Here is a 24,492-nt window from a genome sequence, read left to right on the forward strand (position 1 = left end):
ATGTCGTACAGAGAAGCATCATATTACAAATCGAATTATAGTCAAATCGCAACTCCAGGGATAAACCTAGCGGATTATTCTCTGGAAGAATTAAAGGCCCTATGGCGCAAAACCATTCAAGACGGATTTCATGGTATATGTTTTAGTATGTACCGAGACGGACAATCACCAGGAGATGACATTAGTATGGAACAAGTTGAAGAGCGTATTAATATTTTAAAACCTTATGTTGGTGCTATCCGGTCGTTTTCTTGTATTGAAGGCAATGAATTTGTACCGATGGTTGCCAAAAAGCATGGCCTCAAAACTCTTGTAGGTGCATGGCTGGGAGATGATAAGGAAGATAATGAAAGAGAAATAGAAGGTTTGATATCCCTTGCTAAATCAGGCAATGTGGATGTAGCAGCCGTGGGTAACGAAGTGTTGTATCGAAACGATTTGACTTTGGAAGAATTGGTAGGCTATATCAATCGTGTTAAGGAAGCCCTCGCCGGGTTGGATATTCCAGTAGGTTATGTGGATGCATATTACGAGTTTTCCAGGCATCCCATATTAGTGGAAAGCACCGATGTGGTTTTGGCCAATTTATATCCGTATTGGGAAGGTTGCCCTATTGAATATGCTTTAGGGCATATGCAGGCCATGTTTGGTTCTGTGGTTGATGCTGCTCAAGGTAAGCCAATCATTATTACCGAAACCGGATGGCCAAGTGAGGGTGGTGGACTAGATGGAGCTATAGCTGGAGGGGAAGCGGCCATGAAGTATTTCATCGATACCATAAGATGGACCAAGGAGAACGACATCCCCATATTTTATTTTTCATCTTTTGACGAGTCATGGAAAACTGGAAATGAAGGTGATGTTGGGGCCTATTGGGGGCTTTGGGATAAGCAAGAATACTTAAAATATTAGTAGCAGATATGAATCAATCCTAATGTTGTCAATTTTAAAATATAAGTGATCAGGTGGCACAAACCTCAAAGTTTCCGAAGCTTTTAAATGTGCGAGAACAAAATTATGTCAAAAGTTAAGAAAGCATCAAAAAATACAGTTCCATTTGGACAAAAGGTAGCCTTTGGCATTGGTATGTTGGCCAATCAGATGTTTCCTGCTATTCTTGGTATTTTTATGGTGGTCTTGATTCAAGATTTAGGCTTTACAGGTTGGATGTGGTCACTTATTTATTTTTTTCCGAGAATATTTGATGCGATTACAGATCCGATAATGGGCTATATTTCAGATAATACAAAATCCAAATGGGGCCGAAGACGCCAATATGTATTGATTGGTGGCTTAATGATGGGCATTGCATATATTTTTATGTGGCAGCTCTTTAGGGAGAATTCGCTGAGTTTTAATTTTTGGTATTTCTTCCTTTGGTCCATTGTTTTTTATTTGGGGCTTACATTCTTTAGCGTTCCTTATGTTGCTATGGGCTACGAGATGAGCGATGATTTTCACGAACGTACTAGCATTATGGCCGTGGCCCAATGGATTGGGCAGTGGGCTTGGGTAATTGCACCTTTGTTTTGGATAATTATGTACGACCCGGAGTGGTTTCCATCTGCTGATGTTGCAGTGAGACAACTGGCTATTTGGGTTGCCATCCCATGTGCTATTTGCGCTATAGTTCCGGCAATATTTATTAAGAGCAAATCAACATTAAATGAAGATTATAAGCCTTTGAACTTTGCAAACGTCGGCAATAGCTTGATTAATATATTTCATAGTTTTATTGAGGTCTTCAAAATTAGGGCCTTTAGAAAATTATGTGCTGCCACATTTTTAATTTTTAATGCATTTAATACTGTTGCAGCCCTCACTTTTTTTGTGATTGTCTATAAGCTATTTAATGGGGATGCCGCCGCCAGTGGTATTTGGGTATCCTTGTTTGGTTGCATAGGGGCTTTGGGTACTACATTTATTGTTATTCCTGCTGTAACTTGGATGTCCAAAATCATGGGCAAAAAAAGAGCATTTATGCTGTCTCAGGGTATTTCAGTGATAGGCTATATTTTGCTTTGGTTTCTATTTGTGCCAGGCAAACCGTGGATGTATATTATTGCCTTGCCGTTTTTTTCCTTTGGAATAGGAAGTTTGTTCACCATAATGATGTCGATGACGGCCGATGTCATCGATATTGATGAGTTAAACTCCGGATTGAGGAGAGAAGGGATATTTGGCGCCATTTATTGGTGGATGGTAAAAGTAGGCTTTGCTATTGCGGGTGCGCTCAGTGGGGTGATTATTACCTATGTTGGCTTCAATCCTGAGCTAGCAACAATAGATCAGCAATCTGCGGTGGACGGACTCCACGCCTTCTTTTGCTTTTTCCCTATGGCAGGTACTTTAATAGCCATGTTCATTATGAGGAATTATGATGTAACGGAAGAACGAGCCAATACTATAAGGGCAGCACTTGACAAAAGAAGTGATAAATTAGAATTACAAATTAATAGTTAGTCGCTATGTCTTTTAGAAAAAATAAAATCATGTCTCTCTCTGGACTGGACTTGGATAACAAAACACCAAAGGGACTTCAAAATTTATTCAGGCGTGTTTTGAAAAATGGCATGCATGGGCTTTGTTTTAGTGCATATAAAGAAGGTCAGGCACCGGGCGTTCAGCTTTCGGAAAAGCAAATCAGGAAACGTATGAAAGTTATCCAACCATATACTAAATGGATACGCTCATTTTCCTGTACTGATGGAAACGAGATGATACCCAGAATAGCAAAGGAATATGGTATCAAAACTTTAGTAGGGGCATGGTTGGGCGATGACGCCGAAATTAATCAAAAAGAAGTCACTAATCTTAAAAAACTGGCCAATGCAGGCTATGTGGATATTGCTGCTGTTGGTAATGAAGTGATGTATAGAGGAGATTTGACCGAAGAGGAATTGCTGGCTTTTATATATGATGTAAAAGAGGAAGTTACTGAGGTGCCCGTGGGGTATGTAGATGCATATTACGAATTCAGCCACAGACCAAAAATAACGGAAGCTTGCGATGTTATCTTGGCCAATTGCTATCCATATTGGGAAGGTTGTAGCATTGAATATTCCCTTATATACATGAAAGATATGTACCATCAAGCGATGAAGGCTGGAAATGGGAAAAAAGTGATTATCACTGAAACAGGTTGGCCGAGCGAGGGAGAAGGGCTCAATGGTGCATTTCCATCTGTTCCCAATGCTACAAAATATTTTATAAATGCCCAGCACTGGTCGGCTGAAGATGATATTGAAATGTTCTATTTCTCTTCCTTTGATGAGTCTTGGAAAGTGGGAGCTGAAGGAGATGTTGGTGCCTATTGGGGCATTTGGGACAAGAATGAAAAGCAGAAGTTTTTTAACCAATCTTCTATAATGAAGAACCGCAAGCGGCCATTCTTTTAGGCCATTATAGAGTTCCTCTGGAGAATGTGCATATACAAGTTTGTGGAAATCTGAAATCCACCACAACATTACCACAACAATTGGGTATTTAACTAGTAATCAAACGGTTAAATTTCATGTTTATCTTTCGTAGAAACAACGGTATTTACTGGATGTATTTGAGAAATTGGCTGTAAAAACAACTTTTTTTTTTACAGTGTATATATTTTGTAGGGGCTTCAAATAGTGTTTGTTCATTGTTCATACATAACTTTGAGAAACAACGAACTAAGAATTCAATTAATTATTTTAAAAACTTTTTACGATGAAAAAAATTACTTTTTTACTTATGCTGATAACCATAACATTTGGTTACTCTCAGGATTTAATTTTAGGCTTTGAGGCCGGCGAAAGCGGCGGCGTTAACGGAGGTCCTTTTGGAGACATGCCGGCTCCAACTGTTTTGGCTGGTACAGGTTCCAATACATCACAAGTGTTGGAAATTATTGGTAATACTTCTGGCCAGCCTTGGCAAGGGATAAATTTAAATCTTTCAGAAAATGTGGATTTGACAAGTACTCAAACCATGACCATTGACGTAAAATCTGCTACTCCTATTACTTTTTTGGTAAAAGTGAACGGTGGATTAGCTGGTGCTCCAGAGGCGGCCGCAGAAGTTACCCACAATGGCAATGATACATGGCAAACGCTTTCGTTTACCTTCAATACTTCCTTAGATGGACAGGCTGCAATGGCCAATGGTGTATATGCTTCTTTTGTTATTCACGCTTATTGGGAAGCAGGCGAAACAACCTTTTTCCCTGGAGGTGCTCCAATTGCAACACCCGCAAGAACATTCTACGTAGATAATATTATGGGGCCCGCAAATGTCGATACCTGCTCAAACGGCATGATGGATGGGGATGAAACAGGAGTGGACTGTGGGGGCTCTTGCCCAAATGCTTGTATTACGCCACCAGCTATTTCGGCGCCAGTTCCTCCCGCTAGGGCACCAGGCGATGTATTTTCAATATACAGTGATGTATATACCGATTTTACCGTGGATAATTTTGACCAAGGCTGGTGTGGGGGAGCACATGCCTCCGAAGTTATGATTGCTGGCAATCCTACGTTGAAAAAGAATATGGGTATTGTGTGCCAGGGTATTGATTTTTCTTCGAATAAGCAAGATCTATCTGGTTTTACGCACATACACTTTGATTTTTGGGTAGCTGATACTGACCTGACAGGTGATGTATTCAATGTAAAATTGGTTGACTTTGGTGGAGGTGGATCCGAAGCATCCGCTTTAGAGGTGAATATTAACGGCGGCACTACTCCGGCGCTTGTGGCAGGGTCATGGGTATCCGTTGATGTAGATATAACGTCTTTAATGCCTCCAGTAGCTGGAAGCCTCACAAGAAGCGATATTGCCCAAATAGGAATTACAACAGCCAATGTGGACAATCTATGGTTTGACAACATTTATTTACACAAAAATACCACTTTAAGTAACGACGAATTCACTCAAGCATCATTTAAGGTATTCCCGAATCCTTCTGAAGATAGCTGGACGGTCACTGCCCAGAATGAGCAAATTGAGTCCATTAATGTTTACGATGTATTAGGTAAACAAGTGCTAAGAACTTTGCCCAGTGTTAGTGAAACTAGAATAGATGGTTCTGCTTTGAAGTCGGGTCTTTATTTTGCACAAATAAGAACCGCAAGTGGATTAAGTAGTATCCGATTGGTGAAAAAATAGAGTGACCCAAGTTTAATAGTTGTTTAGTTTAGAAATGAAAACCTGCAAATAGTTTAGTTTGCAGGTTTTCTTATTTTTAGAGCCCTTAAGTAAACGGATATCCATAATTATTTAATCCAAAATTATTGGCACGCCCGATTGGTACAGTTTAGATTCAAGCTCGGGAACGTCTATTTTGGCAAATTTGGTAAGTCGATTTTCAATTCTCATGAAAAGGGCTTTAGCCATTTCTAAACTTTCCATTTGCATTTTCGTTGGCCCGTACGATGTGTTTAGGCCGCGTTCGGCAGTGGTCAATCTTGCTGAAATGAGTTGAACTTGTTTTTCCCTAATTTCAGCTTTTGAACTATTGCCATAAAGGATTTGTTCTAAATCGTGCATCTCTTTTTTAAGATCGCTGATTTGTGCTTCAACTTCACCTGGAGTTTTTTGCAGATATAAGGTGGCTTTCTCCAAGGCTTTTAATTTCTTTGAGGCCTTTTGAAAGTCGGAAATTGCAGATGTATATTTGGCTTTGAACGCTTTCAATGCTCGAGAATAGGATTCAATTTCACTGGAAACAGGATTGTTTAGGACTCCCTTTCGGATACTTTCGACTTCAAAAGATTGAGGTTCTGACAAAGCTTTAATTTCTCCATTGATATTTGAAAACATGGAAATGCTGTATGTTCCGTCTTTAGCCAATGTGTTGTAATAGTAATCTAAAGGATTTTTATTTAATTTGTCAATATTTAAGGTTGGTTTTGAAGGAATTTTTAAATCCCAAGAAATACGATTAAAACCTTTCTTGTAGGGTGCTTTTAAGCGGGTAACAAAGTTCTCTTGATCATCCTTCACTACTAAAATAATGGAAGCGCCCGCCTCGTTTTTTTCGTCTTCTAATTGTTGCCAGCCAAGGAAGGGAATATCTTTATTATCTTTTTTTAATGCTTTTTCGGTTTTTGTTCTTTTCGACTTTAAGCTTTCAAAATCATTGGGAAGGTAATAGGTGAATACTGCACCAAATTCTGGGTTTTTAGCTGTAAAAAATGATGCACCCTGACTGGACGTGCCTAAATTAATAGGTTTGTACTGTAACGCTTTTCGAGGTTTGAATAGCATTGGGCTTTTTAAGGCGTTTGGATCAATGTTCCTCAAAGGGCTATAGTCATCCAAAATATAAAACCCTCGACCAAAGGATGCCACTACAAGGTCATTTTCCCGTTTTTGAATGGCCAAATCCCTAATGGCTATCGTAGGCAGGCCTTCAGAAAATTTAATCCATTTTTCGCCTTGATTAAAACTGACATAAATACCGTATTCCGTTCCTAAAAACATCAAGTTCGCGTCAACATGATCCTGGACGATACGCCAAACCAAGGTGTTATCTGGAAGACCATTGACAATTGGTTTCCAAGATTTTCCCCCATTGGTGCTTTTCAGCAAATAAGGTTTGTAATCCCCAAATTTATGATTATCCAATGCCACGTATACAGTATTAATATTGTGAAGATCCGCCTTAATATCATTTACAAAAGCTGAAGCAGGTACGTTTGGTAAATCATCCATTAAAACTTTTGTCCAAGTTTCACCGCCATTTTGGGTATACTGAATAATGCCATCATCAGTGCCTGCATAAAGCACATTCTCATCCAGTGGAGACTCTGAAAGCGAAGTAATCGTATTGTAAGTGGACATGGCGTAAACATCCCATGCGGCATCCCAACTCTGTTGTTTGCCCATAATGGGAAGTTCAAACCGCTCTTGGTTTTTCGTCAAATCCCTCGAAATTGGTGTCCAGCTATCACCTCGATTATCCGACCTCCAAACACGTTGAGAACCAAAATATATGCGTTTTGGGTCGTGTTGACTCACTAAAATGGGGGAGTCCCAATTGTTACGTTCATAAGGTTCGTCAATACCTTCTTGGGGTTTGATATAAACGGATTCGCGATTGCTGATATCCACGCGTCTTAAATTCCCCTGTTGGGATTGGGCATAAACAATATTGGGATTGCCAGGCTCGGTAGCCGGTTGATGGCCATCACCACCTAAAAGCACATACCAATCAGAATTTGCAATGCCATTTGCTTTAAAAGTTCTTGACGGGCCACCTTGGGAATTATTATCCTGTGTACCGCCGTAAATATTATAAAAAGGCACAGCATCGTCAACAGCCAATTTGTAAAATTGAGTTATCGGTAGATTATTGACAAATTTCCAGGTTTTTGAGCCATCAAATGATTTATAAAGGCCACCATCACTTCCTATGAGCATATAATTAGGATCGTCTGGTTTAAAGACTAAAGCATGGTCGTCCCCGTGTTTGTTTTCTTTTTTCATAACCTTAAAGGTTTTTCCACCATCTTCTGAGACCAGGGTGCTATTGTTCATTAAATATATCTTATCAAAAACATGTGGAGAAGGTATAAGCTCTTGATAGTAATGCGGGCCTGTTCCTAAAGGTACCGTATCGGACATTTTGGTCCAACTCATACCACCGTTTTTGGATCGAAAAATGCCGCCGGTTCTCCGATGTAATTCAATAGTAGCATAAACCACATCAGGGTTTATCGGAGAAATGGCCAGTCCAATTTTACCCATATCTATTTTTGGGAGCCCTGTTTTGAGTTTGTCCCAAGTCTCGCCTCCATCCGTACTTTTGTAAATGCCCGAGCCTGGGCCACCGCCCATGTACGATGCCACATTTCTATGCCGTTGCCAAGTGGCCGCATAAAGCGTTTTTTCGTCCCTTGGATCTATAACTATGTCGGTAGCTCCTGTCCATTCATTGTCGCTTAAAACCAGCTTCCAAGTGTCGCCCCCATCATTGGTTTTGTACAGCCCACGTTCTCCGCCCGAACTCCACAATGGTCCCTGCGCGGCTACCCAAATTTCATTTGAATTTTTTGGATTCACAATTATTTTAGAAATATGTTCCGACTTTTTTAAGCCTTTGTTTTGCCATGTCTGGCCGCCATCATAGCTTGCATAAATACCATGCCCGATACCTACATGCCTGCCCCCAACATTCTCTCCCGTACCTACCCAAATAGTATTAGGATTATTAGGGTCTAGTGTAATACAACCTGTGGAATAAAAAGCTTCTTTGTCAGTTAGTGGTGTCCAAGTAGTACCTGCATTTTCAGTTTTCCAAACGCCCCCGGAACCTACAGCTATATACCAAATATTCTGATTTTCGGGATGAATGGCAATGTCCGCAATGCGTCCTGACATAAAAGCAGGACCGATATTTCTAAATTTTAGACCTGAAAAGGTAGAGTCTTTTTTAGTCTCCGTTTTTATTTGGGAATTGACACTAAAATTACAGCTTAAAAAAACAATTATGGGAAGAATGAATTTTGGGTGCATCATTACAGTTTTTCAACAAATTTAGCACTTGAACGACTAAAAAGTCAAATATTTTAAGAAAAGATAACATTTTTAAAGTTTATGGTGCATATATATTTATGAATGCAATACTTAAATGGGTTTTATGATACCGAAAACTAATCTACCAATATCCGTGTTTTAAACTGTAATAAGTTGCTTTGATAGCGCTTATGCTCCCATAAATATATAATCTCAAGTTCAAGAAAACAATTAGATAGTGCGGTAGTAAAATCTGCACCTTGATAAGCCATCCTTTGTTCACAAGAAAAAATTACTTGATTTTTTTAGCCCGCACTAAAAACAGGAAAGCTTTCCGCACCCTATCACTGCAAAATCAAAAATAGGGGAATTGAAATCCAATATAGGGGATAACTCTTAAAGCAAGCTTGTGTCTGGGCAATAAGTTTGTACCATCAAATTATATTAATCAATAAAACATTTAGAAATGAAAAACAAATTGAACAATTTTTACAACTTAACCAAGCCATTGAAAAGCCTTGGTTTGCTGATTACAGCAGTACTATCTCTTACTGCATGTGAAACCGACGACGTTAGTTCTGATGCTAATCTGAATCTGCCAAATATGACAAACAATGAAGTTATTACCGTTCCATTTTTTGTTGAAAATGGCAATGGGGACATGCCTTCGTCATCCGAGGATTTACTTTACGAATTTAGATTGTTGAATCCTATTTTGAACAGGGAAGGAAACCATTTGACCTGGGAAGACTTCAGCACCGTATCTGGAATAGCATCAGTGGCCTGTATGGAAGGTGGATTTGAAGTAGAAATGCAACTTTCAGGATTAATTCCAAATGGTGTTTATACGTTTTGGAATGTAACGTTTCATGACGGAGGCATGGACCCGAGCAAGGAAATGTTAAATATCAGAGGCATAGGATGTATCGGAGCCTCTGATGGCTCTGAAAACTATTTCATAGCATCCAATGACGGGACAGGCTATATAAAAGCCTTTACGCAAACACCCAATTCCTTATCGATGATTGGTGATATTAAAGCTTGTCCTTTAAGTGATGAGGTTGAGTTTCATATAGTAGGAGCCTATCATTTAGATAGTAAAACTTGGGGAGCTGATTTGGGTCCTGATGGAACAGCTGTGGAACAATTTGGCTTCATCTTCAAAAATTAAAAGTAATTAGTAATCAATAAATATTTTAAAAATGAAAAAAGCAATTAACGGATTCGAATTAGAATCAATTTCAAACACAGTAGAGGCGATACAAGCAAACAAGGATATCGCAAAGTTTCAATTTAGAGCTAGAAACCGATGGATTTCTGGAGGTCACAATAGAAGTACTATGCAAGACTTTTATGGAGGCTGTCAAGAGGACGAGTCTAGAGAGACAGCATTTGTTTTTGACAACGGAGAGCCACCAATTTTGTTAGGAAGCAACGAAGGCGCCAATCCAGTAGAGTTTGTATTGCATGCGTTGGCCGGTTGTATGACCACTACGATGATGTTGCATGCTGCGGCAAATGGTATTTCTGTAGATAAAGTATCATCAAAGTTGGTTGGCGATTTAGATGTGCAAGGGTTCCTTGGTTTGGATAAAACCATTAGAAATGGATATCAGAACATTAAAGTAGAGTTTGATATTCAAGGCGATTTAACCGAAGAAGAAAGACAGACTTTAATTGGTTTTGCGCATCAATCACCAGTATTTGACATTGTAACGAATGGTGTGCCAGTGCAACTTTCTGCAAAAGAAGTTAATGAGGGCGAACTAGCTTAACAGTTCCATCTTTAGTTTCAACTTTAATAGTGGGTTCTCCATCGGTTTAGTCTAAATGGTGCAGGATCCACTTTTCACAATCAAACGAATTCTTATGAAAGCAAATAGGATATTGGATGTCGTTGTAATTGGTGCAGGACATGCGGGCATTAGCGTAAGCTATTATTTAAAAAAGGAAAACATACCACATATGGTTTTTGAAAAAGGAAGGATTGGAGAATCTTGGCGCTCCTTAAGATGGGATTCTTTCGCCTTGAATACACCAAACTGGATGAATTGCTTACCTGAAGATACGCCACCGGCAAAACAGAAAAACAACTTTTATACAAAGAAGGAGTATATAGATTATCTTCAGGATTTTGTCAATAGAAATGGTCTTCCAATTTTGGAGAATTCAAAAGTAATACGGCTGACAAAGAACGATAGGTTTAAATTGTTTGAGATTGCTTTTGATTTGGGTAGAAGCACACGTTACATATTTGCCAAAAGCATAATTGTGGCATCCGGTATTTTAAATGTTCCAAAAATTCCGGAGTTAAGTAAAAGAATTGGGAAGCAAATTAATCAAATCCATGTCTCCAAATACAGAAACGCAAGCCAACTGCCCAAGGGTACCGTGCTTGTTATTGGAGGAGGACAATCTGGCTGTCAAGTAACGGAAGATTTACTTAATGCTGAAAGAAAAGTTTATCTCAGTTCCAGTAAGGTGGGAAGAGTGCCAAGACGATATAGAGGCAGGGATTTTACAGAATGGTTTGACCTCATAAAGCATTGGGATGAACCTATAGACAAGCTTGCAGATAGGTCAATAATAACTGCCACAAACCCTTTAATGTCTGGCGTTGGCACGCTGGGGCATTCCATAAGTTTGCAAGGTCTGAATAAGAAAGGAGCAACAATTGTCGGCAGGTTAAATAATGCAACTTTGGATGTGTTGCATTTTGAAGATAATGTTAAGGAACATATACAATATGCCGATGAGTATTGCAAAGACATTAAAAAGCGCATTGATGCTATTATCCAAGAGAAGAACATATCTGCTGCATGCCCAAAAGAAGATATGGATGTTTCAGGAGATATTTCAGATGTTGATATCACCAAATTGGAACTAAAAGTACATAATATCACAACCATTATTTGGGCCACTGGTTTTACAGGAAATTTTAAATGGATTCAATTGCCTGTTTTGGATCAAAATTATTTGCCTATTCACCATAAAGGTGAATCAGCAGTGCCAGGGTTGGTGTTTTTCGGATTTCCGTGGTTGGCAAGTAGAAAATCTGGGATTGTGTATGGTTTAAATGACGAAGCCCAGACAGCTGTAAAGAAAATAAAAGACTTTTTAGCTGAAAGTATTAAGACCGGCACTACTCCAGAATCCCAAGTTCCTTAGCTTTTATTACTGCTTTGTTTCTTGAATTCACATCTAATTTTACAAAGATTGAAGAGATATGATGCTCCACAGTTTTACTGGAAATAAATAATTTATTGGCTATTTCCGTATTTTGAAGTCCGTTACCGAGTTCTTTTAATACATCAATTTGCCTATTGGTCAATAGTGCTGGATTGGATTTTGTGCTTTTTCTGATACCAACAGGAATACTTTTATAGCCCTTTGATTTCATGATGTTTCTTACTTTGTCAATAGTAGCAGAAGCATCTAGTGTATCCAATAATTGAATAGATTTTCTTAAATCACCTTCATTTCCTAAGGCTAACATGATGGCGGCATCGTAATTACAATTTCTATCCAACATAAATTGAACAGCTTCATGGTTATTGTTGTTAATGAGCAATTTTATATACTCAGGGTTTAAGTGCCATTCTTTAGAAAATGGGAGGCCGTTTAATGTTAGCCATAACGCATATTCGCTTACCAATTCAGTAACATAATACCCTTTCGCACTCATTTCAGAATAAAACTCAATAACACTTTGGTTTTCAAAAATCTCATCATAAATCCATTGATATTCCAACATGGCGCATGCCACTGGTAATAACCGTTGCGCTTCATTGGTTTCCAAAGCAAGTTGGGCAACTTCAGTTAAAAGCAATTTTGCCTCATCCTTTTGTCCTTTTCTCATTTTAATCCTGGCCTTTGGCACCAGTGCCACAATTCTATTGATGCTCGCTTGATTTTTAACTTTTAAAACCGTATTGGATAATTGTAAGGCTCTGTCCCAATTGCCGAGCATTTCATTCTGTCTGGCATCCCAACCTTTCAAGTAAAATAAGTAAGAATTAATTTCGTGATTTTCGCAAAACTCAATGGCTGTAGGTAAGATGTTGTTGAGTTCAGTAAAATTTCTTTTTAAAGTATAGTGGCAAATTAAGGAAGTTTTAATTCTAATGATATGATCCTGATTGTTACTGTCTATCGCCAGATCAAGCGCGTTTTGGAGCACTTTAATACCTTCTGATTCGGTTTCAATTCTATTTAATTTTATACTTCCCATATTGGTCATGGCATGGGCCACAATATCTTTTCTATTGTGTTTTTTAGCTATTTCGATGGATTTTTTACACCATAGAATCGTATTTTCAAAATCGTTTTTCAGCATGTGCAATTGTCCTAAATTCGTGTATGCCAAAGCCAACTCTTTCGTTTGGTTGCTCAAGGCTTCAAGCTGTTCAATGGCAAGCATTGCAAAATTAAAGGCCTCTTGGTTGTTGCCATTGTACCAATGCATTCTGGACAACCATCTATAGTTGTCGCCTCTGGATAGGGCATCTTCAGAGTTTTTAAGAACTTTGGTTATTTTATTTCTGATGGAAATAGCTTCGCACAATTGGTTGGTTAAATAGCACTCAATGGAATACTTTTCTAAAAGCTGTACCCATTGTTTGTCTTCCATTTCAGAAGTACAATCGATAGCCATTTTGTACAATTTGGCGGCTTCTAAATGTGCGCCCCAATTTGATGCGTTATCACCAGCTTTTGGTGCTAATTCCGCAACAATATTGGGTTTGTTGGCATTTTTGGCGTGATGTACCATTAGTGCAAGATCGGCACTGTTGTTATTTTGAAGTTGTTGTAATATCGTATTGTGCAAGTAGGTTTTCTTGAATGTAGAAATGGACTCAGCAACAACCAATCTTGAAATTTCATGCTTAAATCTCAAGTAGTGTCCATCTTCAACCAAAATACCACTTTTCAGAATGTTTTCTAAATGGTTTAAAGACTCTGGTTTTAATTTTAAGATTAATTCGGCCTCAACTCTATTGGGAAAAATGGAAATCAACTCTGTTAATTCCTTTTCGTCGTCTTCTAAATGATGCAGCTTTGTTAAAATCACATCGGCTATACTTTCAGGAATTTCACGATTCTTGCTATTTATTATTTCGGTAACAAAAAATGGATGACCTTTGGTGATTTTAAATAAATCCCTTCCTGAAATTTCCATATCCGAAACCATATCAAGCACTGCTTGTTTGCTCAAATTGATCAGATTTAATTTTTGAAGGTGAGTTGGAGAAATTTCAGAAATACTAAGTTTTATGGCTTTATTCAATCCGATTTCGTTTTCGCGGGCAGTTAAAATTAGGAGGCAGTTGCTATTTGAAATTCTTCGGGATAAAAACTTTATTAAATCAGCGGTGGATTCGTCTGCCCAATGGATATCTTCAATAACAAAAACACAAGGTTTGTCAAAAGTTTTAAGTCTGTCCAATAGACTTGAAAAGATCAAATTTCTTTCGCTGCCAGCGTAAAGCAAATTTTTAAAAGAGCCACCAATATCAGTAGCAATATCAAATAACGGGCCTAGAGGTCTTGGTGTAAATAAGGAATCGCAAGACCCTAGTAAAAAATAACAATGCTTTTTAATCTTATTGTAGAAGGCTTCGATTAGAACAGTTTTACCCAAACCAGCTTCACCATTAATAATTACGGTTTGACCAATACCATTTTGAAGTTCGTCAAAGTAAGTATTCAATAAAGTTAAATAAGAATCTCTTTCGTATAAAATCATTAACAATGGGTTACTAAAATCAACCAAGCAATAAGTCCTCAAGTTTAACTTTGATGCTATCCCAAATTAAATAAAAAATAACACTTTTAAGCATTTTTGCCATTGAAACTTGAATAAAATAGGTGGTGATAACGAGCAAAATAGGGGTTAGCACTTGTGTCTTTCTTTGGTTTGAAGCATAGCTTTGTGGTATAAATAACATATTATGGAAGCAGTAGTAATAGAAAGCAAAAAGCTAATCAGGTTTCAAGATTGCGACCCTTTTAATCACTTAAACAACGGCAAGTATTTTGATTATTTTATGAATGCGAGAGAAGACCATTTGCGGAAGCATTACAACTTTGATATTTATAAACATGCATTAAAAACTGGGGAAAGTTGGCTGGTAACGAATAGCCAAATAGCATATCTGTCTCCGGCATTTTTAATGGAAGAAGTGGTGATACAATCCAAATTTTTAGAATGGAACCCAAAAGATATTTTGGTTGAAATGCAAATGTGGAATAATGAGAAGACCAAATTAAAATCCCTTTTATGGACTAGATTCGCTCATTTTAACCTCAGAACCCAGCAAAGCATTGCACACAGTTCTTATATCAATGAGGTTTTTGGCATAACAGGGTTGCCTTTTGAAAAGCATTCTAGCTTCAATCAACGGATAAAAGACGTTAAAAAAACAGGAGCGGTGATGAATTGAACTCTGACATTTGTTAATGTGCAGGTATTAAAAAAGATATTTAGGTAATCCACTTATTTTATCAACTAAAAAGGAAAAGCCTTGTAAACTATAGTATTACAAGGCTTTTTTGTGGAGTCGGAGGGATTCGAACCCTCGTCCAAACAAGTAACCAAAGAGCTTTCTACACGCTTAGTCTTCACTTGGTTTTTCGATCATGAGCTGGTCAAAGACAACCTACTCATAACTTAGCTTCTAAATCTCGAAAGGGCATCAAAGCGCTACCCGATCTTGGTCAATTTTTACGATGCCTCAAAAAGGAACGCCACTAACCAAGGCTTTCCGGAGACATTTAGCCTTTCTACCTAGTAGAAATGAGCATGAATCTTACTATAATTCAGATTATGCAGCTAAAGCGTAGTTATTCTCGCCGTTTAAAGTTTGGTCTAGCCTTTTACGTGTCTCAAAACCATTACACGACGTGCTTACCGTTTAATTAATCTCGCTGTCAAAACCAGTCGACCCCTTAATGAGATAGTAAATTTTCCAATTTGCGTTATCGAATTAATCCCGAACTTGCTTCGGGATCTCATCTTTCAAACAGTAATTTTCATTTGGGCGATACCCCACTTCGCTAAAGCTACGAGGGGTCGGGCTTTCGGCAGTCGCTCTCTGCGAGGAGCTCCAACAAATGCCTCTATCCCTAACGCGGACGGCAAATTTACCAAATTCTTTGCTAATCATGCCAAATCCGTTTAATTTAGAGCAAAAATTATTCCAATTGTTCAGTTGGCAGTCAGCAGTAGCAGTAAGCAGTGCCAGTCGACAGTTAAACGAATCAACGATTAAACAAAGAAAAGAATCCACATGAAATTCGCCATTATAAAAGAACGTAAAAATCCACCTGACCGGCGCGTGGTATTTTCACCATCAAAATTAGAAGAAGCCAAATCAAAGTTTCCGCAAGCTGAGTTTAAAGTAGAGTCTTCAGATATTAGGGTGTTTCCCGATGAGGTATATGCATCAAAAGGTTTTGAAGTTACTGAAGACGTTTCAGATTGCGATGTCATGATAGGTGTAAAAGAAGTGCCGATTGAAGCACTAATTCCCAAAAAAAAATACTTCTTCTTTTCGCATACCATTAAAAAACAACCCTATAATAGGAAGTTATTACAGTCTATTTTAGAGAAAAATATAGAACTGTACGACCACGAAACCATCGTAAACGAAAAAGGCTTTCGTCTTATAGGTTTTGGGCGTTATGCAGGAATTGTTGGAGCCTACAACGGTTTTAGGGCTTGGGGCTTGAGATATGATTCTTGGGAATTGCCAAAGGCCGGACCGTTGCCTAATCAGGCTGCTTTAATTGAAGAACTGAACAAAATAGATTTGCCCAACATCAAAATTTTATTGACAGGTAGCGGTAAAGTATCCAATGGAGCTCAAGAAATGTTGGACGCCATGAATATTAAAGCGGTTTCTGTTAAGGACTACTTAAATAAAACTTTCGATGAGCCAGTGTATTGTAAAATAGATGTGCTGGACTATAACAAACGTTTGGACGGTACCCATGCTACCGATGTTTTCGATTTTTTTAACCATCCCGAAAAGTATGAATCCAATTTTATGCGTTTTGCCAAAGTCACGGATTTTTACATTGCCGGTCATTTTTATGGCGACGGTGCACCATTTCTTTATACAAGAGAAGATGTAAAATCCCCCGATTTCAATATCAAAGTAGTGGCAGATATCAGCTGTGATGTAGACGGTCCGGTTGCCACCACACTGCGTGCTTCAACAATTGCCGACCCCCTTTACGGTTACGACCCCCAAACCGAAACAGAAGTGGATTACAAAAATGAAAATGCTATCACCGTAATGGCCGTGGACAATTTGCCATGCGAACTGCCACAAGATGCCAGCGAGGGCTTTGGCGAAATGTTTTTGGAACATGTGATTCCTGCATTTTTCAATAGTGATAAAAATGGGGTTCTGGAGCGGGCAAAAATAACCGAAAACGGAAAATTAACGGAGCATTTTTCATATCTGCACGATTTTGTGAAAGGAATTGAATGATTTGAGGTTATAATTTCTTCAATTTCAAATTATTATACTATATTACAAGAGTATTAGCTAACCAAAATTACAGTAATTATGAAAAATCTTTTTCTATTATTCTGCCTTGCTCTTATTGCTTTAGGATGTAAGGAAGAACCGGATAATTCTGCTCAAGAGTTGTTTGTCAAAAATTCAAAAATTGTCTTAAAGGCCCACAGTGATTGGGAAAATGAAACATTGGATTATTCAATTTATGCAGAAGACGCTATAGCGCTAAGCACAGTCTTTGGAGTTGGAGTCGATTCTATGTTAATTCATAGTGATGAATCTAAGGCAAGGGATAAGGCGTTCTTGGACAGGTACGATTTTAAATTATTAGACAAGCCTCCAGTGCTTCTACCGGGTGTTAACCCCGATACCAAATTGCCGGACGGTTCAGTGCGTTATTATAGCACTTGGGAAGTAACGCTTCCTGCTACAGATTCAACCGAAGCTAAATCAGGAAAGATTAAACTATACCATTCTTTTGATTTTAATGAAGAAGGAAAAATAGTCTTGGAGCAAGGTTACGGCGATTATTCTGGGTTAATGTCTTACCTAAATGAATAGTTGACTCTTGGACTTGTTAACAATAAAGACACTTTCTCAGGTGTCTTTTTATTTTTCATATTCTTTTAAAGAATATTATGGATATGCCAAAAATAAAATTTCAGGAAAGATAGGCTATAGTATTGTTATGTATAGGAAAAATAATACTTTTGTAGCCATTGCTAAACCAAACCATTGATGAAAACAGCATTAGTAACGGGAGCGGCGTCTGGGCTGGGGTATGAGTTGACGCTCCTTTTGGCGAAAGACGGTTATAAATTGATATTGGTGGATATAGACGCCAATAGCTTGCAGAGTGCCAAAAACTCTATTGCTAAGTTGTACGACATTGAAATATCCACCTTAGCGAAGGACCTTAGTCTTCCAAATATTGCCCAAAGCATAATGGACGATATTAATAATGCGCCGATAGATGTGCTTATAAATAATGCGGGTTTTGGGTTGTTCGGCTCTTTTGCAGAGACGGATTGGGAACGGGAATCTGCTATGTTGCATCTACATATTTTAACCACAACACACCTAACAAAACTGGTTTTAGGCGGAATGTTGGAAAGAGGTTCTGGAAAAATCCTGAATATGTCTTCTTTGGCCGCCTTTCAGCCTGGGCCATTGATGTCCATTTATTATGCCTCTAAAGGGTATATGCTATCTTTTTCGGAAGCTATTGCCAATGAACTCAAAGGAACGGGAGTTACAGTAACGGCACTTTGTCCGGGGCCTACGAAAACATCGTTCCAAAAAACGGTTTCCGAAAACACCTCAGAGAATAAGATAAAGTTCAACATGGCTTGTGCCAGGAAAGTGGCGCATTATGGGTATAAAGCTATGCTTAAAGGAAAAACCTATGCCATTCCTGGTAGTTTTAATAAATTTTTAGCTACCCTGCCACGTTTTGTACCTCGAAAAACCGCAACCCATATTGTAAGTACTATACAGAAAAAGAACAGAGCCGATTAAGATAGGACTTGATTTTGGGATTCATTAAGTGATTGGAACACCCAAAACCCCAAATTCAAAAAAGTACCGAAAATCAAAGTGAAAAACCAAGGTTCAACGTGTTGGGATGGGTTGAGGATAATTTGAAAGATATCGTTAAAAAGTGAAGTTGGATGTTGTATAATTTCCCACGAATTGTATCGCAAAAACCGCCCAAGGTAAATCCCAAAGGCGGATAGGAACAACAGCGTTGGGGCAAGAAAGGTGACTACATGTTTTCTCAAATGGGTTCTTAAAATGGCAAGCATATCCGAAAAAGACAGATAAAAAAGAAGCAAACCGCTAAAAGCAAAAGACATCACCGTAAGAATATCTAACCAGAGCAACCCTGTTTGGCTCAATCGTAAATGTATTAAGTCCGTAACAATGTAAGGCGCATTTGGCAAAAAAAGCAGCCAAACCCCAAACCAAAACACGAACCACAATTTGTTGAGTTTGGGGATGCTCGATAAATATGAGGTAATGGCAAAGGGTATGACTGCCAAAAACAAATTCCAAACCAAAAACAAGTAAAAGAAGGAATGTGTCAGTTTCATGCGTATCATCAACAAAATGATGCTGAAGGTCATACAGGCTGTAAGTATGGCGAATATTTTAAAGCGGGTTGTTATAAGGTGTTTGATGTTATTCATTCGAAATAAGATTTATATCAATGATTAAAAAAGTGATGACACCAAGAAAATAGGCCGCCACGTCCGAGACATGAAAGGTGCTTCCCAAAAGCAGAATGGCGGTTTGATTGTGTTCCATACCTAGTAGGCTAAGTATATTAAGTAGTTGGAGCAACTCAATACAAAGGGCAAAAAGGAATACGGCTATTGCCAGTTTAATGGAATCCACTTTTAGGAAACTTTTAAAACAACAATAGATTAAAATAACTACTAGGAAATCGCCGATCGTATATCGGATAAATCCGGTTTTGAGGTATATGGCAATTAGGGCTTCAATTATGAAGAGTAGGGTTGTTATGAGTAGGTATGTTTTGTTGAATTGAACCTTCACCTTATTTTGAAATGATTTAACCATTCTTTTTCGGTATTAAATTTTCCCTCTTTATCCCTGTTTATAAAGATGGCATTCTGCTTTTTATCAAGGAGCAGGGTGTCGGGTATAAAATTGTTGTCATATGGTTTTTGAGTGAAGATGATGGTGTCTCCATCTATTTTGTAAGTGCCAGAAAACTGTTCTTTGAAACCTAGAAAACCGTTTACATTATTTTCACATGTGCCATCTTCTCTAAGAATAAGAGTGTAATGAAATAAGTCGTCTTTTAAGATGGCTGTCATAACCCGCTCTGACTTGAAGGTATCAGATTCAATTAAACTTATAACGATTAAAAATATCAGAAATATTGAGTGCGATATAATTAAAAACTTTGTTGTTTTTAGTCCGCGGCAGACAACTAAAATTAAGGTTCGAATAAGTGAAATGATATATAAAATCAAAATTGGAAGAACTATATACCAATACTGCAGAAAATGAATAATCATTCCGCCATAGTAGTCTGAGATATTCCAGCAAATCATTCCTATTATTGAGATAAGAGAAAAGATTTCAAATGTATTTAATTTCTTCATTTCCTTCTGCGTTAGGGATTGAATGCTTCGACTGCACTCAGCACAGGCTTAGTGTTTGAGCTCCTCGCAAAGAGTCCTTCGACTCCGCTCAGGATAAACTTTTAGTGAAAGTACGGCCCCCGCTTTTGGGCGGGGGAAACCACGCCTGAGGCGTGACAGGCGCACTTCCAAACAAACACTAACCAATAAAATTATCCATTGTTCCAATCTATTTTTCGGGAAACTAACATCACGATGGCCAAGATGAGGAACAGACCGATACTGCCCACCAATAGCGCGTAGTTTTCAAGTTGTATGATAACGTAGATAAAGGCGTAAAGCGCACTTAGAGATGCCCCTATAAACAATGGAAACTTCAATGTTTTTAATATAGATTTGGAGTATAAAGTGATGAGTATGATGACCGAAATACCTGCAATTAAATAGGCTTTTAGGAAATTGCTGTGCTCTGAAATGGATACCAAAAGGGTGTAAAACATGGTGAGCGCCAGACCAATCATTAAATATTGAAACGGGTGAATGTTGATTTTACTGAGCGTTTGGATGAGGAAAAACACTAAAAATGTAAGCGCAATAACGAGAAAACCGTATTTGGCCGAACGTTCGCTTTTTTGGTACTCGTCCACCATCACCATAAATTTTGTGCCGAACGCAAATTGACTAAGGTTTGGAATGCTTTTTAAGTGTTGTTGGGAAAAAGCACGGTTGATGTGCAGTACTTTCCAATCGGCTTTAAATCCGTCTTTTGTGATTTCCTTGGTTTCGTCATTGGGAAGGTAGTTGCCCATAAAACTTGGGTCTGCCCAATTGGATGTCATCTGCTTCGTGGTTATTTTTCCAATGGGAATGAGCTCTATTTTTGTGCTACCATTAAAGGTCATTGAAAACCTAAAATCGGTGTTTTGGGATTTAAATAAAGCTTCCCCGTCCACAAAACTGGACTCCAAAATATCCAAATTGCTATTGTCGTTTTGATTAAAATTGGTTTCAAAATTATAGGCCTTGTCTTTTAGGGTGATTTGAACCTCGCTTTTTATGCCTTTCAAATTTGAGGTTTTGATAATGATGGAGGCTTTATCCCAAACAATATCCTCAGTTTTTATGCCTTTCGCCGATAAATCGACGGGAATATAATGGCCGTCAAAATCCATTTGGGTGGTAAAAACGGCCGATTCAAAATTGCCCCGTTTTAAGGTTTTCGAGTTGACATCTACTTTGGAGTTGAGATGCTCGGGAAATATATACGCATAATTCAAATGTGTTTGGGTTTCCTTGAAGTAGGTTTTTGTCTTTTCGTTGAAGGTTTTGGTTTCGGTATAGGTTTTATAGGGCAACTTAAGAATAGGGCCATATACCAAAACATTGTTTCCCCATTTCTGATTGATTTCCCTAACCACGTCCTGTTGCCTAAAGGCACGCTCGTTGATAAGGCTATTAATGTAGGATAGCGGTATGAGCAAAATAATGACCAAAAAACCAACCATAAGCATGCGGGCAGTGATCGATGTTTTTAGCCAATGGCCAAATTTGTTGGGCTGCGGGGTGTTTTGGGGATGTGATTGTTGTGTTTCCATGTTTTTGATTTTAAAGTACTTTGTATTTCAAAGTAAAAGGATAAAAAAATTATTTCTGTTTATTTATAATTGCTTCAAGGGCATCTATATGTTTTTTGAATTCTGCTCTTCCCAGTTTCGTTGTGGAGTAACGGGTGTTGGGTTTTCTTCCTATAAATTGTTTTTCTACTTTGATGTATTCAGCTTTTTCTAGGGCTTTGCTATGGCTGGCCAAATTACCGTCCGTAGCGCCTAAAAGTTCTTTCAACATATTAAAATCAGCATATTCGTTTACCATCAAAATGGACATGATGCCCAATCTAATCCGGTGGTCAAATAGCTTGTTTATATTATTAATTATACTCATATTCCTATTCCTGTCCAGACAGGAATCTTATTTGGTCAAAACGTACTTCTTAATTAGTCTAAACGTAAAGTATAAGACTAAGCTAATATTCAAAAATATCCAGAGGTAATATGAAAAAAATGCAATTTTTTCAATTGTTGTCATACTAGACAAACTAAAATATTCCCCTTTTGATTCATCATAAAAATCCTCATAATTTAAAAGAACCAGCCCGATTGCTATCCAAACAGCTATATCAACTATCAATAATAGGATAAGCAATAAAATCCTGTGGGCAATTTTCATTTCTTATACTTGTTCTTTAAGGTTTCAAGTTCAAAGTTACTGATCCCGATAGCTATCGGGACTGTAACTACGACTGTAAACTATTTTCTGTCGTATTTAAAGTGCATCCATGCGCCATAAATAATATGCATCAACCCAAAACCAATCACCCATAGCCAAAATCCACACCCAGGCATCCAAGCGCCTATTAATCCTAAAATAATTTGGACATAGCCCAAATATTGAATATCCCCAATGCTATATTTTGATGCATTCACCAGTGCTAATCCATAAAAAATCAACATCAATCCTCCCGACTGGCCGTACTTCCCCTGGCTTAAAATAATCAATATATAAATCCCTCCTACTACTAATGGTACCAAAAAGTTAAGTACCAATCGACGGGATGTGGCGTCCCAAATTTTGGCGCCGTGTCTTTTTGCTTTTCGAGTTGTCAAAAGAATTCCGGTTCCGATACTCAAAACGGCAACCAGCACTAAAGTTAAAAGGCAGGTTTCATAAACCCAACCGTCCAAAATTAATACCCCACCACTGTAGTTTGTTACCAACCAATAGGCAATACCTGCCCCGATCAAGGCATAGATTCCGGCTAGCACACCTGATAGCCCACTGAGCGAAATAAATCTAGAGGACCGATTCATCATATCTTTTATTTCGCTGATGTCTTTTAAATAATCTTTTGATTCCATTTGAAAGTACTTTGAAACACAAAGTAAATAAATTATTTTGAAACTATCCTCATAATTTTTTGTTAAGTTTGAAATGAGCATAAAACTTTTTTCCAATGAACCCCGCCGAAGCTTATATTTTAAAACAGCAAGAACCTTATAAAACTATATTGCTACAATTACAGGCCATCATCGAAGCTGTATTGCCAGAGCCAGAGATGCTGTACAAGTGGCGTATTCCATTTTTTTATAATGAAGGCATTCCCATTTGCTTTTTGAATCAGTCGAAAGACTATGTGGATTTGGCCTTTTGGCATTTTAAGGATATGGATGAGTATACGGAGCATTTCGTTGCTGGAACACGAAAATCTATTCGATCTTTGCGTTACAAAGCCGTTGATGATATCGATGATGAGGTTATTGTGTATGTGCTTGAAAAACAATTGGAAATAAATACCAATCCGTTTAAGTTGATTTTGAAGCCCAAGCGGAAATAAAAGTGTGCGATGTGTTTTATTCCCAAACACCCTGATTTTGCTATTTACTTCAAGATCAAAACACAGACTGAAAAGTGTGCAACATATCTTTTATAATGCTTTTGGTGTCACCTTCTTTTAGGCTTTCAAAAGATACGTAACCTCTGAAGTTTTGCTCCTTAATTATGGTAGCAATCTTTTTAATGTCCGCTGGCATTTTAGTACTGTCCTTAGCTTTAACATGTTCTTTTACAAAATAATAATTAGCATAAGGGGCTAGTTTTTTAATTTCCGCATACGGGTCGTCCGATGGAAGACTCCCACAATCCAGAACCAAACCAAACCAATCGGAATTGACCCGTTCTAAAATATCGATAACTTCTTCACTAGAAAATAAAAACTCATCATGATTTTGCAGACCTGCGATCACGCCATATTCAGCACCAAATTCGGCGCAGGCTTTAAATTCCTCAACCAGCCATTCTTTAATTTGGTCTTTCGTAAAATCTGAACTTTTGTTTCTGCCCGTAAAAATCCTCATTATAGGAGCACCAAGTTTTGAAGACACTTCCAGCCATTCCTTTATAAGTATTTTATCTGAATTTCGACTTACTTTGTCCGGGGTTACAAAGTTATTGCGCACTCCTGTCCATGCAATGTCTAATCCTAATTCCAATGCCTTTCTCTTTAAAGCGAAAAGTTCCTGGTTAGAAGGACTTTTTGGATAAGACGAAAAATAATAACCGGTTAAATCTACAGCGTCCAGCCCGATATCGGCGGCGAATTCCATCATATCAAAAAATGTCATTTCACCACTTCGAAGTTTAGCGTTAAAGGAATAGGCATTAATACTGTATTGCACCCTGTTTTTTATTTGGGGTTGGTACTCCGTTTGAAACCCCAGGAGCTTACCTGTACCTAAAACAATAGGCGCTAGGGCCATATTTTGCAAAAACTTTCTTCTTGATTTTTCCATAAGAAATTCGATTTA

General features: G+C 38.1%; 21 protein-coding genes and 1 other RNA gene. 12 read left to right on the forward strand and 10 right to left on the reverse strand.

Translation table 11 applies throughout. The annotated features are described in order from the left end of the window. From H7U19_RS03320 to H7U19_RS03335, 4 genes are all read left to right on the forward strand, one after another. Nucleotides 1-912, forward strand: a complete 912-nt coding sequence (locus H7U19_RS03320) for a glycoside hydrolase family 17 protein (RefSeq protein WP_186558763.1) — start codon at nucleotides 1-3, stop codon at nucleotides 910-912. A 105-nt stretch (nucleotides 913-1,017) separates the two neighbouring features. Next, nucleotides 1,018-2,463, forward strand: a complete 1,446-nt coding sequence (locus H7U19_RS03325) for an MFS transporter (RefSeq protein ID WP_186558766.1) — start codon at nucleotides 1,018-1,020, stop codon at nucleotides 2,461-2,463. A gap of 5 nt (nucleotides 2,464-2,468) precedes the next feature. After that, on the forward strand, nucleotides 2,469-3,398 hold the full coding sequence (locus H7U19_RS03330; RefSeq protein WP_186558769.1) for a glycoside hydrolase family 17 protein: 930 nt from the start codon (nucleotides 2,469-2,471) through the stop codon (nucleotides 3,396-3,398). 304 nt (nucleotides 3,399-3,702) lie between these two features. Then, nucleotides 3,703-5,139, forward strand: a complete 1,437-nt coding sequence (locus H7U19_RS03335; RefSeq protein ID WP_186558770.1) for a T9SS type A sorting domain-containing protein — start codon at nucleotides 3,703-3,705, stop codon at nucleotides 5,137-5,139. A gap of 111 nt (nucleotides 5,140-5,250) precedes the next feature. Here H7U19_RS03335 and H7U19_RS03340 read toward each other — a convergent pair whose 3' ends face one another. Beyond that, complete coding sequence (locus H7U19_RS03340) at nucleotides 5,251-8,493, reverse strand: WD40/YVTN/BNR-like repeat-containing protein (protein WP_186558773.1); 3,243 nt, start codon at nucleotides 8,491-8,493, stop codon at nucleotides 5,251-5,253. Nucleotides 8,494-8,956: 463 nt separating this feature from the next. On the opposite strand from H7U19_RS03340, the gene H7U19_RS03345 reads away from it, so the two are divergent. The 3 genes from H7U19_RS03345 (at nucleotide 8,957) to H7U19_RS03355 (ending at nucleotide 11,658) form a co-directional block, all read left to right on the forward strand. Beyond that, entirely contained in the window at nucleotides 8,957-9,661 is a 705-nt protein-coding gene (locus H7U19_RS03345) for a hypothetical protein (RefSeq protein WP_186558775.1), read from the forward strand. A 31-nt stretch (nucleotides 9,662-9,692) separates the two neighbouring features. After that, on the forward strand, nucleotides 9,693-10,265 hold the full coding sequence (locus H7U19_RS03350; protein WP_186558777.1) for an OsmC family protein: 573 nt from the start codon (nucleotides 9,693-9,695) through the stop codon (nucleotides 10,263-10,265). A gap of 94 nt (nucleotides 10,266-10,359) precedes the next feature. Then, on the forward strand, nucleotides 10,360-11,658 hold the full coding sequence (locus H7U19_RS03355) for an NAD(P)-binding domain-containing protein (protein WP_186558780.1): 1,299 nt from the start codon (nucleotides 10,360-10,362) through the stop codon (nucleotides 11,656-11,658). On the opposite strand, the gene H7U19_RS03360 is transcribed toward H7U19_RS03355, so the two are convergent. Then, complete coding sequence (locus tag H7U19_RS03360; RefSeq protein WP_186558783.1) at nucleotides 11,633-14,236, reverse strand: helix-turn-helix transcriptional regulator; 2,604 nt, start codon at nucleotides 14,234-14,236, stop codon at nucleotides 11,633-11,635. The two genes, H7U19_RS03355 and H7U19_RS03360, sit on opposite strands and share 26 nt — an antisense overlap. A gap of 205 nt (nucleotides 14,237-14,441) precedes the next feature. Here H7U19_RS03360 and H7U19_RS03365 point away from each other — a divergent pair, with 205 nt between their 5' ends. Next, entirely contained in the window at nucleotides 14,442-14,933 is a 492-nt protein-coding gene (locus tag H7U19_RS03365) for an acyl-CoA thioesterase (RefSeq protein WP_186558785.1), read from the forward strand. A gap of 109 nt (nucleotides 14,934-15,042) precedes the next feature. Here H7U19_RS03365 and ssrA read toward each other — a convergent pair. Further along, nucleotides 15,043-15,438, reverse strand: a transfer-messenger RNA (tmRNA) gene (gene ssrA / locus H7U19_RS03370). A gap of 341 nt (nucleotides 15,439-15,779) precedes the next feature. Between ssrA and H7U19_RS03375 the strand changes: the two genes are divergently transcribed. From H7U19_RS03375 to H7U19_RS03385, 3 genes are all read left to right on the forward strand, one after another. Beyond that, complete coding sequence (locus H7U19_RS03375; protein ID WP_186558788.1) at nucleotides 15,780-16,988, forward strand: NAD(P)-dependent oxidoreductase; 1,209 nt, start codon at nucleotides 15,780-15,782, stop codon at nucleotides 16,986-16,988. Nucleotides 16,989-17,066: 78 nt separating this feature from the next. Then, complete coding sequence (locus tag H7U19_RS03380; RefSeq protein ID WP_186558791.1) at nucleotides 17,067-17,579, forward strand: hypothetical protein; 513 nt, start codon at nucleotides 17,067-17,069, stop codon at nucleotides 17,577-17,579. A 177-nt stretch (nucleotides 17,580-17,756) separates the two neighbouring features. Continuing rightward, nucleotides 17,757-18,536 carry an SDR family NAD(P)-dependent oxidoreductase gene (locus H7U19_RS03385; RefSeq protein ID WP_246454584.1) on the forward strand — a complete coding sequence of 260 codons (780 nt, stop codon included), beginning with the start codon at nucleotides 17,757-17,759 and terminating at the stop codon, nucleotides 18,534-18,536. Here H7U19_RS03385 and H7U19_RS03390 read toward each other — a convergent pair. The 6 genes from H7U19_RS03390 to H7U19_RS03415 form a co-directional block, all read right to left on the reverse strand. Further along, nucleotides 18,533-19,207: a DUF1361 domain-containing protein gene (locus tag H7U19_RS03390; RefSeq protein ID WP_186558795.1), complete on the reverse strand. Its 675-nt coding sequence runs from the start codon at nucleotides 19,205-19,207 to the stop codon at nucleotides 18,533-18,535. The genes H7U19_RS03385 and H7U19_RS03390 overlap by 4 nt on opposite strands. After that, nucleotides 19,200-19,601 carry a ribosomal maturation YjgA family protein gene (locus H7U19_RS03395; RefSeq protein ID WP_186558798.1) on the reverse strand — a complete coding sequence of 134 codons (402 nt, stop codon included), beginning with the start codon at nucleotides 19,599-19,601 and terminating at the stop codon, nucleotides 19,200-19,202. The genes H7U19_RS03390 and H7U19_RS03395 overlap by 8 nt, the downstream gene beginning before the upstream one ends. Continuing rightward, entirely contained in the window at nucleotides 19,574-19,861 is a 288-nt protein-coding gene (locus H7U19_RS16790; RefSeq protein ID WP_222597367.1) for a hypothetical protein, read from the reverse strand. Before H7U19_RS16790 ends, H7U19_RS03395 begins: the two co-directional genes overlap by 28 nt. A 482-nt stretch (nucleotides 19,862-20,343) precedes the next feature. Beyond that, complete coding sequence (creD, locus tag H7U19_RS03405) at nucleotides 20,344-21,726, reverse strand: cell envelope integrity protein CreD (RefSeq protein WP_186558801.1); 1,383 nt, start codon at nucleotides 21,724-21,726, stop codon at nucleotides 20,344-20,346. Nucleotides 21,727-21,775: 49 nt separating this feature from the next. Beyond that, nucleotides 21,776-22,072: a winged helix-turn-helix domain-containing protein gene (locus H7U19_RS03410; protein WP_186558802.1), complete on the reverse strand. Its 297-nt coding sequence runs from the start codon at nucleotides 22,070-22,072 to the stop codon at nucleotides 21,776-21,778. A 365-nt stretch (nucleotides 22,073-22,437) separates the two neighbouring features. Then, the gene (locus tag H7U19_RS03415) at nucleotides 22,438-23,046 is read right to left on the reverse strand and encodes a hypothetical protein (protein ID WP_186558804.1); all 609 of its coding nucleotides are present in this window, start codon (nucleotides 23,044-23,046) and stop codon (nucleotides 22,438-22,440) included. Nucleotides 23,047-23,141: 95 nt separating this feature from the next. Here H7U19_RS03415 and H7U19_RS03420 point away from each other — a divergent pair, with 95 nt between their 5' ends. Then, complete coding sequence (locus tag H7U19_RS03420) at nucleotides 23,142-23,522, forward strand: DUF1801 domain-containing protein (RefSeq protein WP_186558805.1); 381 nt, start codon at nucleotides 23,142-23,144, stop codon at nucleotides 23,520-23,522. 55 nt (nucleotides 23,523-23,577) lie between these two features. Here the strand turns inward: H7U19_RS03420 and H7U19_RS03425 are convergent, their stop codons facing one another. Next, on the reverse strand, nucleotides 23,578-24,477 hold the full coding sequence (locus H7U19_RS03425; RefSeq protein ID WP_186558807.1) for a sugar phosphate isomerase/epimerase family protein: 900 nt from the start codon (nucleotides 24,475-24,477) through the stop codon (nucleotides 23,578-23,580). Between the last annotated feature and the right edge of the window lie 15 nt (nucleotides 24,478-24,492).

The sequence above is a fragment of the Hyunsoonleella aquatilis genome (assembly GCF_014270105.1).
GTDB lineage: Bacteria > Bacteroidota > Bacteroidia > Flavobacteriales > Flavobacteriaceae > Jejuia > Jejuia aquatilis.